This is a genomic window from Salinisphaera sp. Q1T1-3 (genome assembly GCF_003602005.1).
Taxonomy (GTDB): domain Bacteria; phylum Pseudomonadota; class Gammaproteobacteria; order Nevskiales; family Salinisphaeraceae; genus Salinisphaera.
Genome location: NZ_QZWD01000007.1, coordinates 92,128 through 107,606, shown reverse-complemented (window position 1 = coordinate 107,606; position 15,479 = coordinate 92,128). Strand labels below are relative to the sequence as shown.

13 protein-coding genes are annotated in these 15,479 nt (G+C 65.6%); 3 read left to right on the top strand and 10 right to left on the bottom strand.

The genetic code is table 11. The annotated features are described in order from the left end of the window. Window positions 1–5: 5 nt before the first annotated feature. Window positions 6–1,802: a monovalent cation:proton antiporter-2 (CPA2) family protein gene (locus D3260_RS08470; RefSeq protein WP_120098157.1), complete on the bottom strand. Its 1,797-nt coding sequence runs from the start codon at window positions 1,800–1,802 to the stop codon at window positions 6–8. A 128-nt stretch (window positions 1,803–1,930) separates the two neighbouring features. Between D3260_RS08470 and D3260_RS08465 the strand changes: the two genes are divergently transcribed. After that, a complete protein-coding gene (locus D3260_RS08465) occupies window positions 1,931–3,304 on the top strand; it encodes an aminotransferase class III-fold pyridoxal phosphate-dependent enzyme (protein ID WP_120098156.1) in 1,374 nt (457 codons plus the stop codon). 54 nt (window positions 3,305–3,358) lie between these two features. Here D3260_RS08465 and D3260_RS08460 read toward each other — a convergent pair whose 3' ends face one another. The 9 genes from D3260_RS08460 to D3260_RS08415 form a co-directional block, all read right to left on the bottom strand. Then, a complete protein-coding gene (locus D3260_RS08460) occupies window positions 3,359–4,186 on the bottom strand; it encodes an META domain-containing protein (RefSeq protein ID WP_158583467.1) in 828 nt (275 codons plus the stop codon). A 131-nt stretch (window positions 4,187–4,317) separates the two neighbouring features. After that, window positions 4,318–5,367, bottom strand: a complete 1,050-nt coding sequence (locus D3260_RS08455) for a histone deacetylase family protein (RefSeq protein WP_120098154.1) — start codon at window positions 5,365–5,367, stop codon at window positions 4,318–4,320. Window positions 5,368–5,666: 299 nt separating this feature from the next. Continuing rightward, on the bottom strand, window positions 5,667–7,031 hold the full coding sequence (locus tag D3260_RS08445) for a glutamine synthetase family protein (RefSeq protein ID WP_120098152.1): 1,365 nt from the start codon (window positions 7,029–7,031) through the stop codon (window positions 5,667–5,669). A 64-nt stretch (window positions 7,032–7,095) separates the two neighbouring features. Next, the gene (locus D3260_RS08440) at window positions 7,096–8,181 is read right to left on the bottom strand and encodes a PotD/PotF family extracellular solute-binding protein (protein WP_120098151.1); all 1,086 of its coding nucleotides are present in this window, start codon (window positions 8,179–8,181) and stop codon (window positions 7,096–7,098) included. A gap of 32 nt (window positions 8,182–8,213) precedes the next feature. Further along, window positions 8,214–9,326, bottom strand: a complete 1,113-nt coding sequence (locus tag D3260_RS08435) for a PotD/PotF family extracellular solute-binding protein (RefSeq protein ID WP_120098150.1) — start codon at window positions 9,324–9,326, stop codon at window positions 8,214–8,216. 56 nt (window positions 9,327–9,382) lie between these two features. After that, a complete protein-coding gene (locus D3260_RS08430) occupies window positions 9,383–10,201 on the bottom strand; it encodes an ABC transporter permease (RefSeq protein WP_199671425.1) in 819 nt (272 codons plus the stop codon). Further along, window positions 10,198–11,130, bottom strand: a complete 933-nt coding sequence (locus D3260_RS08425) for an ABC transporter permease (protein WP_120098149.1) — start codon at window positions 11,128–11,130, stop codon at window positions 10,198–10,200. The genes D3260_RS08430 and D3260_RS08425 overlap by 4 nt, the downstream gene beginning before the upstream one ends. Then, a complete protein-coding gene (locus tag D3260_RS08420; protein WP_120098148.1) occupies window positions 11,123–12,259 on the bottom strand; it encodes an ABC transporter ATP-binding protein in 1,137 nt (378 codons plus the stop codon). The genes D3260_RS08425 and D3260_RS08420 overlap by 8 nt, the downstream gene beginning before the upstream one ends. Further along, complete coding sequence (locus tag D3260_RS08415; protein WP_120098147.1) at window positions 12,256–13,548, bottom strand: FAD-binding oxidoreductase; 1,293 nt, start codon at window positions 13,546–13,548, stop codon at window positions 12,256–12,258. Before D3260_RS08415 ends, D3260_RS08420 begins: the two co-directional genes overlap by 4 nt. A 236-nt stretch (window positions 13,549–13,784) precedes the next feature. Here D3260_RS08415 and D3260_RS08410 point away from each other — a divergent pair, with 236 nt between their 5' ends. Further along, window positions 13,785–15,083 (top strand): alpha-hydroxy-acid oxidizing protein, encoded by a 1,299-nt coding sequence (locus D3260_RS08410; protein WP_120098146.1) that lies wholly within the window; start codon window positions 13,785–13,787, stop codon window positions 15,081–15,083. A gap of 5 nt (window positions 15,084–15,088) precedes the next feature. Beyond that, window positions 15,089–15,397: a DUF3301 domain-containing protein gene (locus tag D3260_RS08405; RefSeq protein ID WP_158583466.1), complete on the top strand. Its 309-nt coding sequence runs from the start codon at window positions 15,089–15,091 to the stop codon at window positions 15,395–15,397. The last annotated feature ends 82 nt before the right edge of the window (window positions 15,398–15,479 follow it).

The window sequence follows — 15,479 nt, the reverse complement described above, 5'->3', positions numbered from 1 at the left end:
TGCGATCAACGTGCCTCGTCGGCGGACTTTTCGGCCTCGTCGCGTTCGAACAGCGCTTCGAGCTCGGCGGCGGCTTCACGCGCCCGACGCGCCAGACGTTCCTCGTCATCGGCGACTTCGTAATGCTCGGACAGCCGTGCCTCGTCGTGGGCCCGGAACGTCTTCTGTGCCTTGTCGACCTCGTCGCGCGACAGCCCCAGGGCCCGCATCGTGTCGCCGGCCAGCGCGATGCTCGACAGGAACGTCTCGCGCTGGAAGACCGTGACGCCTTCGTCGAGCAGACGATAGGCATGCCGGCGATCGCGGGCCCGGGCCACGATGTGCAGATGCGGGAAATGCGTGCGTACCATGTGGATCAGGCGTAGCGAGGTCTCCATCTCACCGATCGCCACCACCAGCACCTTGGCCTCCTCGGCGTGCGCGGCCCGCAACATTTCCAGCCGCGCGGCATCGCCGTAATAGACGCGGGCACCAAAACGCCGCACGAAATCCACCTGTGCCGGATTGGCCTCCAAAGCGATGAAGCCGATGCGCTTGGCGCGCAGCATGCGCGCGACGATGCCACCCACGCGTCCGAAACCGGCGATGATCACCGGGTGTTCGGATTCCTCGGGTGTTTCGTAATCCGGCGCGGCCACTTCCCCGGCACGCCAGCGATTGAACAGCGCCGCGCCCTGCACCGCCAGCGGCGTGATCACCATCGACAGCGTCACCGTCGCCACCAGCAGATCCGCCTCGGCCTGGACGAACAGATGCCCGGCGACAGCGGTCGACAGGATCACGAACGCGAATTCGCCGCCCTGGCCCAGATAGGCTGCCAGATTGCGCGCCGCGGGCCCTTTCAGGCCGTGCCGCCGGGCGAGCCCGAACAGAATGAGCGCCTTGACCGCGAACAGCCCGGCGGTCATTTCGATCAGTTTGAGCGGCACCGAGGCGAACAGTCCAAGATTGATCGACATCCCGACCGCGATGAAGAACAGTCCGAGCAACAGATCCTTGAACGGATCGACATTGGCCTCGAGCTCGTGCCGATATTCCGAATCGGCAAGCAGCACGCCGGCCACGAACGCGCCCAGTGCCACCGAGATGCCGGCCGCTTCCATGATCGCCGCCGTGCCGACCACGATCAGCAAGGCGGTCGCGATGAAGATCTCCTGCATGCGCGTGGCTGCAACCAGACGCAGAACCGGTTTGAGGACATAATGGCCGCCGATCACCAGCACGCCGATCACGCCGGCGGCTTTCGCGGTCTTCTCCAGCCCACCGAGCAGGCTGATTTCGGCATGGCCGACCGACAGCAGCGGCAGGAGCGCCAGAATCGGGATCACGGCCAGATCCTGGAACAGCAGGATCGCGAACGCCCCACGGCCGTGTCGTGACGTCAGCTCGCCGCGCTCGGCCAGCATCTGCAAGGCGAATGCGGTCGAGGACAGGGCAAGTGCGGCGCCGGCCACCGCGGCCGGCGCCGGTGGCAGATCCATCACCCAGGCCGCCGCGACAGCCAGCGCCACGCCCGTAGCCAGAACCTGCAGCCCACCGAGCCCGATGATCGCCTTGCGCAGCGCCCACAGGCGTCGCGGCTGCATCTCCAGGCCGATGATGAACAACAGGAACACCACGCCGAACTCGGCCAGATGCAGGACCTCGTCGACCTGGCCGATCAGCCCGAGACCCCAGGGACCGATGATCATGCCGGCCAGCAGATAGCCCAGCACCGAACCCAGCTTCAGGCGCTGGGCGATCGGCACCGAGATGACCGCGGCGGCGAGAAAGATCACGATTTCCTGCAACGAGACGCTCAACGGCGACCTCCCGATTGGCGCTGTAACCCCATACTTTAACCGCGAAAACAGCGGACAGGGTTGCAACCGACACTCAGTGCATCGTCCAATGATCGCTGATCGTTCAACTGACGCTGCGTTGCCTGCCCATGACTGGTACAACCGACGCCCCCGAACCGCGACATCCCGATCTGCGCGACAACGCCGCGCGTCTCGATGCAGATGCCATGAACGCGTTCTGGATGCCGTTCACCTCGAACCGCGAGTTCAAGGCCGCCCCGCGCATGATCGTGGGCGCCACCGGCTGTCACTACACCGCCGCCGACGGCTCGCAGAAATACGACACGCTTTCAGGGCTCTGGTGTGCCAGCTTCGGACACGGCCGGCCCGAGATCGCACGGGCGATCGCCGATACGGCCCAGACACTGGATTATGCGCCGCCCTTCCAGTACGCCCATCCGCTGGGCTTCGAACTGGCCAACCGGGTGGCCGAACTCACGCCGGACGGCCTCGATCATATCTTTTTCACGAACTCCGGCTCGGAATCGGCCGATACCGCGATCAAGATCGCCAAGGGCTACTGGGCCCGCCGCGGCCAGCCGGAAAAGAACCATGTCATCGGCCGGGCCAAGGGTTATCACGGGGTCAATGTCGGCGGCACCAGCGTCGGCGGGATCGCGCCCAACCGTGCCGGCTTCGGTGCCCTGATGGATACCCACCATCTATCCCACACGCTGATCGAGGCCAATCGTTTCTCGCGGGGCTGCCCGGCCGAAGGCGCCGAGCTGGCCGATGAGCTTCTCGCACAGATCCATGAACTCGGCGCCGAGCGGATCGCGGCCGTGATGGTCGAGCCCATGAGCGGTTCGGCGGGCGTGGTCATCCCACCCCAGGGTTATCTCGAACGCCTCGCGCGGATCTGTCGCGCACACGACATCCTGTTGATATTCGACGAGGTGCTGACCGGTTTCGGCCGTCTCGGGGCGATGTTCGGCGCAACGCTGTTCGGCATCACGCCGGATATTCTCACCATGGCCAAGAACATCACCAACGGCGCCGTGCCGATGGGGGCCGTGGCCGTGACCGATGCCGTGCACGATGCCTTCATGGACAGCACGCCGCTGGATTACGACGTCGAATTCCGTCACGGCTACACCTATTCCGCACATCCGCTGGCCTGTGCGGCCGGGCTGGCCGCCCTGGACGTGCTGGAACGTGACGATCTGGTCGGCCGGGCCGCCGCGCTCGCGCCCTATTTCGAATCACAGATCCACCATCTCAAGGGCCTGCGGCATATCGTGGATATCCGCAATCTCGGACTGGCCGGGGCCTTCCAGATCGAGCCCGTCCCGGGCGAGCCGGGCCGACGGCCCTGGCAGATCGCGCTGGCGGCATGGGAACGCGGCCTATACGTGCGCTTTGGCGGCGACACGGTTCAGCTCGGCCCGCCCTTCATCGCCGAGAGAGCCGATATCGATCACATCTGCGAGGTGCTGGCCGACATCATCACGCGCACCCCGTGACCCGATACGGCCGGCCCGCGGCGACACGCCGACGTCGCGGGCGGGCATCGCGGTTCATCGGCTGAGCGGCATGGCCTCGCTGCGGGCCTGAAAGACCGCCAGCGGCGAGGCATTGCCCGCCGGCCCGAGCAGCAGCAGATAATTGCCCAGAATCCGCACGCGATGCGTCTGGCGCAGCGCCTCCAGCATCGACTGTTCGGTATCCTCGAAGGCGAAGCAGGCCCGTTTCGTGGCCGCCAGATGTTCGAGCGACAATGCCGCGTCATCGCGCTCGTAGTCGCCCATCAGACGGTTGCAGCCGGTCGAGCCCGACAGACGCTTGTCGTCATCGTCGAAGGCGATGTAGGCGGCGTTACCCTGATGCGCGTCCGGTGCGTTGACGAGATACCAGCGCCCGCCCGTCAGCGGCGGCTCGTCGAGATGCGCGCGGCGATGCAGGGTGTATTGCGCCGCGGGCGTGATCGGCTGGCTGTTCTCGTCCAGGGCGACCAGATCGCCGTTGGCCGAGATCGACCAGAAACTCGTGCCGCTTTCATCCGAATCGGCCGGCGTGAGCGCGAGGCGCCGACCGTCGGCGGCCAGCTGCCAACCGCCAACCTCGACGTAGTCGGCCGGATTCTGTGCATCGTTCGTGTCGTAGTGCTGCTGAAGAATGTAATCGCCGTCGGGGCCGAGTGTCAGCCAGTAGGCGATGCTGCCGCAGTCACCGCAGGGCAGCGTGCCCGCATACTGCGCCGGCAGTGGGGCCAGCGCGTCGGGCAATGTGGCGGCCGTCGTGGCCTGGTCGCTTGCCCCACGGGTCGGGCCGTTTGCGCAGCCGCCAAGCAGCGCCGCAGCAAACAGCGACAGCAGCGTCAGTGAGGCTGCACGCCTGTAATGCACGAAAGATAAACGGTTTAGCCTGTTCACGACGATGCCCCGGGCTCGAGAAAACCACGTCAACGGCCTATCAAGATGACATAAACGGGCCGCACTCTGCAGACCGGCCACGCCGGTGCCTGCCGAGCGCGGCGTCACGACCGCCCCGGCCGCCACGCCGCCTCGAAGCCCGCCAGCGTGTTGGCGATGTTGGTGCCGATGGCGGCCACCGCATACCCACCTTCCAGCAGGAACAGGCTGGGCAGCCCGAGCGCGGCGATACGGGCGCCGCAATCGACGAAATCGTCGCTGTCCAGGGTGAACGAACTGATGGGATCGTCCTTGAAAATATCCGTACCCAGCGACACGATGAGCAACGCCGGAGCCTGGGCAGCGATTTCGGCGAGTGCCGCGTCGAGTGCGCCTGACCAGACGACGTAGTCGGTGCCGGGTGGCAACGGATGATTGCGGTTGTAGCCCAGGCCCGGCCCTGCCCCGCGTTCGTCGGCGAAACCGGAGAAATACGGGAACTCGTCGACCGGATCACCGTGCAACGAAACGAACGACACATCGGCCCGCTCGTAGAAGATCTGCTGCGTGCCGTTGCCGTGATGGAAATCCACGTCGAGGATCGCCACACGCGATACGCCCCGCTGGCGCGCGCTCTCGGCCGCGATCGCGGCATTGTTGAAGAAAGAATACCCGCCGAACTGGTCGACCGCAGCGTGATGCCCCGGCGGCCGGCACAATCCGAACGCCGGCGCCCCGGTCGCCAGGACATGATCGAGCGCGCTGAGCGCGATATCCGCGCTCGTTCGCGCGGCCTCGTAGGTTTGCGCCTCGATCGAGGTCTCGCCGGCCAGGGCGTAGTAGCCCACCCGGGCTTCGATATGGCGTGAACGCAGCGTCTCGCCCAGCCGTCGCGTCGGCCAAATCGTCGGAATGATCTCGCCCGTGTTGCCGGCCGCGACCCAGTCGTCCCAGGCGCTGGCCAGAAAATCGATATAGCCGGCATCGTGGACGGCCGCGATCGGCGCCATGCCGTGCGACGTAGGCGCGACGATCGGCCCGCTGTCGCGGGCACGCAGTGCCGCGATGACCTGATCCACCCGTGCGGGCGATTCGAACGGCGCGACCAGATGACCGCCGCTGAGTTCGGTGGTCGCCGCGCGGCGCTTGCTGTCTTCGGTATGGACGATCTGCATCAAGAGCTCCTGACGAGGGCGAATCGCGTGCGCAATGCGCTGTCACGGCACGCGGCACGCCCGAATGACATGGTCGCATCGGGCACGGTATGCCATTGACGATATCGGGGCGGACCCGGCCGCCGCGGAATTGCGATCGGACGCATCCACGACCTCGCCGGCCGGGCCGCTCCCTTTCGGCTCATCCCTGCCGCGGCGTCATATCGCGTTGCGGTCGCGGCAAGTGGCGCGCGACGGCCGGCGCCTTGCCTGACACCGCCGGCGGGACAATGCGGCTGCCGATCTCGTGACGACTCGCCCTAAACACGCAACAACAGATACTCGCGTTCCCAGGAACTGATGACCTTGAAATGAGCCCGTTCCTCTGTGCGTTTGACCGCTAGATAGGTCTCGATGAAACGGCGGCCGAGCAGTGCCTTGAGGGGATCACAGCCTGCCAGTGCTTCCAGCGCGCGGCCGAGATCCGAGGGCAGACGATGGCCCTGGGCATAGGCCGAATCGGCCACGGGCGAACGTGGATCGCGCTGGTCCACGAGGCCGAGATAGCCGCAGGCCAGCGAGGCCGCGATCGCGAGATAGGGATTCACGTCGGCCCCGGCGATCCGGTTCTCGACACGTCGTCCGCTGCGCCCGGAATGCGGTACCCGCAGTCCGACGGTCCGGTTGTCATAGCCCCATTCGGTATTGATGGGTGCCGATGCGTTGGAGCTGTCCGGCATCAGGCGCCGATAGCTGTTCACGTTCGGGGCGAACAGAGCCAGGGCCGAAGGCAGATAGGTCTGCAAGCCGGCGATGAAATGATGGAATAGGCTCGTGGCCTGACCGCTCTCGTCGGCGAACACGTTCTCGCCGGTCGCGGTATCCAGCAGCGACTGATGCAGATGCATGGAGCTGCCCGGTTCGTCGGCCATCGGCTTGGCCATGAATGTGCCGTACATGCCGTGGGCCAGTGCCACCTCGCGCAGCGTGCGCTTGAACAGGAACGCCTGATCGGCCAGTTCGAGCGGGTCGCCGTGCTCGAAGTTGATCTCCATCTGGCCCGATCCTTCCTCGTGGATCAGGGTGTCGATATCGAGTTCCTCGGCCTCGCAGTAGGCATACATATCCTCGAAGACGTCCTCGAATTCGTTGACGGCATCGATGGAATAGGCACGGCGCGAAATCTCGAGCCGACCGCTGCGCCCGGCCGGCGGCTTGAGGGGATAGTCGGCGTCAGTGTTGCGCTGGACGAGATAGAACTCCATCTCGGGCGCGACCACCGGCCGCAGCCCCATCTCTTCGTACAACGCGAGTACGCGACGCAGGACATGGCGCGGGCTGACCTCGACGGCCTCGCCGTTGAGATAGCGACATTCGTGAATGACCTGGGCCGTCGGCTCGCGGGCCCAGGGCACGAGTCGACACGTCGACAGATCCGCGGTCAGCTGCATGTCCAGCTCGGCCGGGTCAACGATCTCGTCCTCGTTGTCCGGGTAGGCACCGGTCGCGGTCTGGATGAAGATCGAATCCGGCAGACGCGGGCGCTCACCGTTGAGATAGCGCGCCGCGGGCATGATCTTGCCCTTGGCCTCACCGGTGATGTCCGGCACGAGACACTCGACCTCGCTGATTTCGTGCGTCTCGAACCAATCCCGGACGCGCGGGTCACTGGTGTCCTCGATCATAAGGCTCCCCTGGACGGATGAATCATGCAGCGACCACGCGATCGACGAGACATGGCGGATGCAATCAGCGCGATTGCACCTCGGTCCAGAGCTGCTGGACGAACTGCAGCTGGTCGCCGGCGATCGACGGCGTGAAGTGCAGACGCTTCATCTCGGCATCGCTCGGCATGATCGGCGGCTCGGTCAGCGCCTTGTCCAGGTAGGGCCTGGCTGCCTTGTTGGGGCTGGCATACGCGTTGTAATTGGACAACTGAGCGCCGATCTTCGCGTCCAGGATGAAATTGATGAATTGGTTCGCCAGTCTGGGGTGCGGGGCATGAGCCGGTATCGCCATGCTGTCGACCCAGAGCTCGGCCCCCTCCTTCGGCACAATGAACTTGATGTGCTTGTAACCCTGCGGGTTCTCCTGCTTGTCGAAGGCATAATCGCCGTTATAGGCGACCCCGGCGACGATATTGCCGCGCGCCAGCTGCTTCAGTGTCGGTGTGGCATCCTCGAAACCGCTGAAGTTGCGCCGTTGCTTGGTCTTGAGGATCAGCTGCGCGGCTTTCTTGAGCTGGTCGCGGTCGGTGCAATCATAACCGTGGCCCAGTGCCGCGCAGGCCGAGCCGAGCATCACCTGGGCATCGGTGCCCAGGTCGAACGGGTACTTCGCATTCGCTTTCGGATCGAACAGGATCGACCAGCTCTCGGGCTGCTCACCGAGCTTGTCGACGTTGTAGGCGATACCCGTATCGCCCCACTGATAGGCCGCCACGTACTTGCCGTCCGGATCGTAGTCGGGATGGCTGAAACGCGGCATGAGGTTGCTGTAGTTCGGGATCGCTTTCTTGTCCAGCGGCTGCAGCAGGCCGGTGTGGATCAGCCGCGGCACATAATAGCTCGACGGTACGACCACATCGTATTGCGAATCGCCCCCGGCCCGCAGCTTGGCGAACATCTCGGGCTGCGAGTTGTAATAGGTCTGGACCACCTTGACGTCGTATTGCTTTTCGAAGGCCTTGATGATGGCCGGGTCCATGTACTGGGACCAGTTGAACAGATAGAGCGTCCGGGCCTTGTCCTGTGCCATCGCCAGCGGCGAGGCCAGCGCGGCCACCCCGACCAGAAGTGCCGCGGCGAGCACGCCGCCTACTCTTTTATTGATCATCGTCTGCCCTCCCCCATTGGAAAATCATCGCTTCAGCGCGATTGCACCTCGTTCCAGAGCTGCTGGACGATCTGCAACCCGTTGCCCTTCAATGAAGGCGTATACACGAGATGTGCCATCTGTGCGTCGGTCGGCTGGCTCGGCGGCTGCTTGAGCGCCGGCTCGAGATACGGCTGTGCTGCCTTGTTCGGGCTGGCATAGAAGGTGTGTTCGGACAGCCTCGCCCCGTTTTCGCCGTTCAGGATGAAATTGATGAACAGATTGGCGAGCCGCGCGTGCGGGGCCTTGTCCGGAATGGCCATCGTGTCGACCCAGAGCTCGGCGCCCTCTTTCGGTACCACGAACTTCATGTGGGCGAACGTCTTCGGGTTGTCCTTTTTGTACTGGAGATAGTCGCCGTTGAAACTCACCCCGGCCGCGATGTTGCCGCGGGCGAGCTGGCGCAGTACCGGCGTGCCGCCCTGGAATCCGGAGAAGTTATCGCGACGGCGGGTCTGCAGAAGCAGCCGCGCGGCCTGTTTCCAGTTCTCGGCCCCGCGACAATCGTAATCGTGGCCCTGATAGGCACAGGCCGCGCCCATCATCACCTGGGCATCGGCGCCGAGCGCGAACGGGGACTTCGTATTGGCCTTCGGGTCGAACAGGATCGACCAGCTCGCCGGCTGCTCGCCGAGTTTTTCGGTGTTGTAGACGATCCCGGTATCGCCCCACTGGTAGGCCGCGGTGTAGCGGCCCTTCGGATCGTAGTCCGGGTTGGCGAAACGCGGCATCAGATTCTGGTAATTCGGAATCAGAGCCTTGTTCAACGGCTGGATCAGACCTGTGTCGATCAACCGCGGCACATAGTAGTTCGAGGCCACGATCACGTCGTACTGGGCGTCGCCACCGGCCTGCAGCTTGGCGAACATCTCCGGGTTGGACTCGTAGAAGTTCTGAACCACCTTGACGTGATATTTCTTCTCGAACGCGCTGACCAGCGCCGGGTTCATGTAATGCGACCAGTTGAACAGAATCAGCTTGTCGGCATGATCCGTCTGCGGCGCGGCCTGGGCACTGCCGAGGCCCCCGAGCACGAGCAACAGGCCCCCGAGACAGCGCAGACAGCGGGTCACGGTCGAAGGCGCGGGTGAAGTCGATCGGGTCATGCGATGCTCATTCCTTGGCAAAAACGTTATTCTGCCCGGCGTGTTTCGACGCGGCATCAACCGGCGGCGTTCCGGCGTCCGGCCCGGACGTACTGAAAGGCCAGCGCCACGGCCGCTGCCGCAAAGACGGCACCGATCATCAGCGTCGCGATGGCGTTGACCTCCGGGGTCACCCCCTTCTTGATCGCACTCCAGATGAAGATCGGCAACGTCGTGCTTTCCGGCCCCGCGGTGAAGAAACTGATCACGAAATCGTCGATCGACAGCGTGAACGCGAGGAAGAACGCGGCCACGATCGCCGGGCGCAGCGTCGGCAGGATGAAATACCAGGCCCGTTGCCAGGCATTGGCATACAGATCCTGACAGGCCGCGAACAGCCGGCTGTCGAGACCGACCAGGCGCGAATAGACCAGGAGCGCGACGAACGGCACCTGGAAACTCACGTGCGCGATGACCATTGTGGTCAGACCGAGATCGAGCATGCCGCCGGTGGCCGCGCTGATCGAGGTGAAGAAACTCATCTGCGAGATGCCGTAGACGATGTCCGGCATCACGATCGGCAGATAGACGAGCCAGATCAGCCAGCCCAGCCGACGTTCGCGATGGGTGTACATGCCGTAGCCGAGCAACGTGCCCACTACGGTAGCGATCACCGACGAGGACAGGGCCAGCACGACACTGTTGTAGAACGCGTTCATGATCGTGTCGTCGGCCAGCAGCGCGTGATACCAGCGCAGCGAAACCCCGGCGAACACGGCCGACGAGTTGATGCTGTTGAACGAATACAGCGCGACGACGGCCAGCGGCGCGTAGAGAAACAGCAGCATCAGATACCAGAAGCCGCGCAGCGTGATCCGCAAGCCGCGCCCGCTCACAGCACCACCTGCGTATCGCCGCCGAGCTTACGGCCGAGCCGGCGCAACACCACCAGCCCGCCCAGCGTGGCGACGATCATGATCAGCGCCCCGGCCGCGCCCAGCGGCCAGTTGGAAGCCTCGGCGAACTGTCGTGCCACGAGATTGCCGAGCATCATCGACTTGCCGCCGCCGAGCAGCTCGGGAATCACATACATGCCGAACGCCGGAATCGAGACCAGCACCGTGCCGGCCAGCAGGCCGGGCAGAGTCTGGGGCAGCACGGCATGACGAAAACTGCGCAACGGCCCGGCGCCCAGATCACGCGCGGCATCGATCTGGCCCCAATCGAGTTTTTCGAAGACCGCATAGAGCGGTAGCACCATGAACGGCAGGAAGTTGTAGACCAGCCCCACGACCACCGCGAACTTCGACGGGAACAGGCCCATCTGCGGCGAGATCAGCCCGAGCGCGGCCACGCCGTCGCTGATCGGCGAGCCCGGCGAGAGGATGTTCATCCAGCCGATCGCCCGAATCACCTGGTTGGTCCACGACGGCACGACCACGGCCAGCAGCATCAACGGCCGCAGTCGGGCCGGCGCGGTGCTGATGTAATAGGCCATGGGATAGGCCATGGCGATGACGAGCCCGGTGGCGAGCACGGTCTGCCAGAGCGAGCGCAGCAGCGTGTACAGATTGCCGGGGGACCAACCGAGAAAGCCGTAACCGGCCAGCTGTTTGAAGGCATCGAGCGTCCATGGCATCTGCGGCAGACCGTAGGGACCATTGCTCATGAACGCGATAGTCATCAGGTACGCGCTCGGCAGCACCAAAAAGATCACGATCCAGAGCACGCCGGGCGAGATCACGGCCAACAGATGCAGGGTGCGGGTCCGGGCAGCGCGCGAGGCGCCGGCGGCTGAGGCAGACGAGGTTCCGACGTCAGGCATGAAAGGCCACCACCCCCGATGTCCTGATCGATACACACACCTCGGTTCCGACATCGAACATCGGCTCGCCGAGGTTATTGCAGGTCGCCACCAGAACCGTGCCGTCGGCCAGCGTGAGGCCGTATTCCGCCACGTGCCCGCGATAGACACGCTCGGCGACCCGGGCGCGCAGGGTGTTGTCGGCGGTCGCGACACTCTCGTCGTCGCGCGTGACCGTCATCGTCTCCGGGCGGATCAACAGATGGGTGCCGGCCGTGAAACGGCCGTTCAGGCGCCCGAAGGACAGCACCACGCCGGCCTCATCGCGATCCACGATCTCGAACAGGTTCTCGTGGCCCATGAAACGGGCGACGAACAGATTCTCCGGGTGCTCGTATAGCGCCTGCGGCGAACCGACCTGCTGGATACGCCCGGCATCGAGCACCGCCACGCGATCGCTCATGACCATGGCTTCCTGCTGATCGTGGGTCACGAAGACGAACGTCATGCCCAGCCGACGCTGGATGCGCATCAGCTCCAGCTGCAGATCCGAACGCAGGCCGGCATCCAGCGCAGAGAGTGGCTCGTCGAGCAGCAGCACGTCCGGTTCGTTGACCAGCGCCCGCGCGAGTGCGACGCGCTGGCGCTGGCCGCCGGAGAGTTGATCGACCCGGCGCCCCAGCAGGTTGTCGATCTTGATGAACGCGGCGGTCTCGGCCACGCGCCGGGTGATCTCCGCACGAGCGACCCGTTGCATCCGGAGCCCGAAACCGATGTTGTCGGCCACGTTGAGATGATCGAACAGAGCATATGACTGGAATACGGTGTTGACGTTGCGCTTGTGCGCGGGCGCCTCCGTAACGGCCCGACCGCCGATCTCGACCGTGCCGCTCGTGGTTGCCTCGAGCCCGGCGATCAGGCGCAGCAGCGTGGTCTTGCCACAGCCCGACGGGCCGAGCAGCGTGAAGAACTCGCCTGCCGGAATCGACAGATCGACGCCGTCGAGCGCGATCGCATCGGGTGCGAAGTGCTTGCTCAGGCCCTGCAGCTCGATGCCCGCGGCGGCGCGCCGGGCAGTCTCGTCTGGCGGGTCCGCCCGAACACCTTCGGCCTGCGATGTCGGTTTCGAGGGTGTCGAGGACACTGTCATATCAAGTCCCGCATACGATAGAAATTCGTGGCCAGCACCAGCAACGGCGTGCGCAACCGCGTTCCGCCCGGAAAGCGACGATGCGCCATGCGTGCATAGAGATCGAAACGCTCGGCCTGGCCGGCCACGGCATCGCCGATCAGACCGCCTGCCAGTCCCGCAAAGGCCATGCCATGGCCCGAGTACCCCTGAGCATAGAATATGTTGTCGCCCACACGCCCGAAATGCGGCGCGCGGTTGCGGGTCACACCCACGAGACCACCCCAGCTGTAATCGATACCGATACCCGCCAGTGCCGGAAACAGCCGGCCGAGCTTGGCCTGCATGCGCGCGACGAGCCGTCGCGGCGGCCGGTGACCATAGCTGACCTGGCCACCATAGAGCAGACGCGGTGAGGTACCCGGCGGCGTCGACAGGCGGTAGTAGTCGAGCACGAAATTGGCATCCGAGAGCGCATCGTCGCCGGGCAGACTGGATGCGACCTGGTCCTCGCGCAACGGCTCGGTGGCAATGATGTAATTGCCCACCGGCATCACGTGCCCGGACAGCTCCGGCACGAGATCGGCAGCGAGATAGGCGTTGCCGGCCAGCACCAGCCAATCGGCCTGCAGTCGGCCGGTCGCGGTGTGCACGACCGGCCGCGACCCGGGTTCGATGCGCACGGCGGCCGAGTCCTCGTACAGTCGGGCCCCGACGGTCTGGGCCGCATGCGCCAGCCCGCGCACATAGTTCAACGGGTGCAGATGCCAGGACTCGGCATCGCGCAGCCCGCCGATGTAGCGCGGGCTCTGCACCCGCGCGGCCAACGCCTCGTCATCGAGCAGTGTCAGGCCATCGTAATCGTAGTCGCGCTGCAGCATGTCGCGCTCGCGCGCGAATTCGGTCATGTGGCGCGGCTTCAATGCAGCGTAGATCGCCCCGGGGCGCAGATCGCAGTCGATGGCATGCGTCTCGATCCGGGCGACGGTGTGCGAAACCGCCTCGCGTGACATGGCAAAGATATGCCGGGCCGCCGTCGCGCCGAGCGCCTCGGCGAACGTCGACATGCCGGTGCCGAAACCGGTGAGGATCTGACCGCCCGAGCGCCCCGAGGCGCCCCAACCGATTCGATTGGCTTCGAGCAGCGCGACATCGTAACCACGCTCGGCCAGCGACAGCGCGGCCGAGACACCGGTCACGCCGCCACCGACGATCGCGACATCGGCCCGTGCCGCCCCCGCCAGCCGCGGCGTCGGCGCGAGCGTCACACGATTCGTGTCGCGATAATAGCTGTCGACGTAGTCGCTCATCGGCCTCCCGGTCTCGTGATTGCCATCGGGGCACTGCCGGCTGTTGGCGGGGCCGCGGTTCGCACGTCCGGCTATAGTGCCGGCATCGCGGCGCGCGGTCATGCCGTGCACCGGCGCCTTGCCGCTCACACCTGTACAGCGCATCGGCCGGCCGGCATTGGCGCAACGCCGTGCGCCCTCTATTCTGGATGAGACCGGGGCGACTGTGCGCGCGCCGGTACGCATCGGAGCCGCACATGGCAGAACCGCCCCCGACGACCGGAACCCACGACCGCCAGCAGGCGATCTATCGCGCCGGACTGGCCGGCCATCGGCCCAGACTTCCGATCACGCACGATGCGCTCGCCGCCCGGGCACAGCGTCGTCTGTCGGCCCGTGCCCATGCCTATATCGCCGGCGGTGCCGGCGACGAGACCACCGTAGCCGCCAATCGACGGGCGTTCGACGAGTGGCGGCTCGTGCCGCGCATGCTGCGCGATATCGCAGTACGCGATACCGCGATCTCGTTGTTCGGCCACCGCTACCCGCAGCCGTTTCTGCTGGCGCCGATCGGCGCACTGGAGCTGGCGCATCGCAGCGCCGACGTCGGCGTGGCCGAGGCCGCAGCCCGCACCGGCGTGCCGATGATCTTCTCCAACCAGGCCGGTCGATCGATGGAGGCCTGCACGGCGGCCATGCGCCGCATCGCCGATCATGCGCCCCGCTGGTTCCAGTTGTACTGGCCGAAGTCCGATGCGCTCGCGGCCTCGCTGGTCGCACGCGCCGAGGCCTGCGGGTGCGATGCCCTCGTGGTGACCCTGGATACGCCGCTGCTCGGCTGGCGCCCTCGCGATCTCGCGCTCGGCCATCTGCCGTTTCTGCGCGGTCAGGGGCTGGCCCAGTACACCCACGATCCGGTCTTTCGAGACCTGCTGGCGCACACGCCGGCCGATACCACGCGCCCACCGATCACACCGCGCCTGCTGGCCAATGTCCTGGCCAGTGCGTATCACTATCCCGGATCGACGTGGCAGGCCCTGCGCCGCGGCCACGCCGCGGCGGCGATCCGACAGTTCATCGCCACCTATTCGCGGCCCGATTTGACCTGGACCGAACTCGAACGGCTACGCGAGATGACGCGCCTGCCGATCCTGCTCAAGGGGGTGCTGAGTGCGGCCGATGCGCGCGCCGCCGCTGCTGCAGGCATCGACGGACTCGTGGTCTCGAATCACGGCGGGCGCCAGGTCGACGGCGCCCTGGCCAGTCTCGACGCGTTGCCGGCAATCCGCGCCGCCGCCCCGGATCTGCGACTGGTGCTCGATTCCGGGGTGCGTACCGGGGCAGACATCGTCAAGGCCCTGGCGCTGGGCGCCGATGCCGTGGCCATCGGCCGGCCGTATGCCTATGCGCTGGCCCTGGGCGGGGCCGACGGGGTAGCCGAATGGATCGCCAACACGGCCGCGGATTTCGCGTTGTCGATGGCGCTGGCCGGTGCGACCTCGGTCGCCGATATTCACGCCGGGGCGATCGAGCTCGTCCCACGAACCCGGAGCTGATCCGCATGCTCGAACTCGCGCCCTGGTTGCTGGGCCTGGCGGTCGTGGCACTGGTCTGGTGGCGTGCCATGGGCGCCCGCGCCAGCGCCCGCCGGGCCGCACAGAATGCCTGTGCCGAAGCCGATGTGATCTTCATCGATGAACTGGCCTTCAAGCGTCTCGGCCTGACCCGCGACCGCACCGGACACTGGCGCCTGGCCCGCCGCTACGGCTTCGAATTCTATCAACGGGGCGATCGCCGTTATGCCGGAACGATCGAGATGCACGGCCAGGCCGTCGCCCATGTCTATATGGGCCCACGGCCCATCGATTGAGGCATGCCGGGCCATTCAGCCGCGCCTCGGTCCGGCCTCGTAGGATACGGCAGCAGCCTCTAGACTGATCAACGTTTTCAAC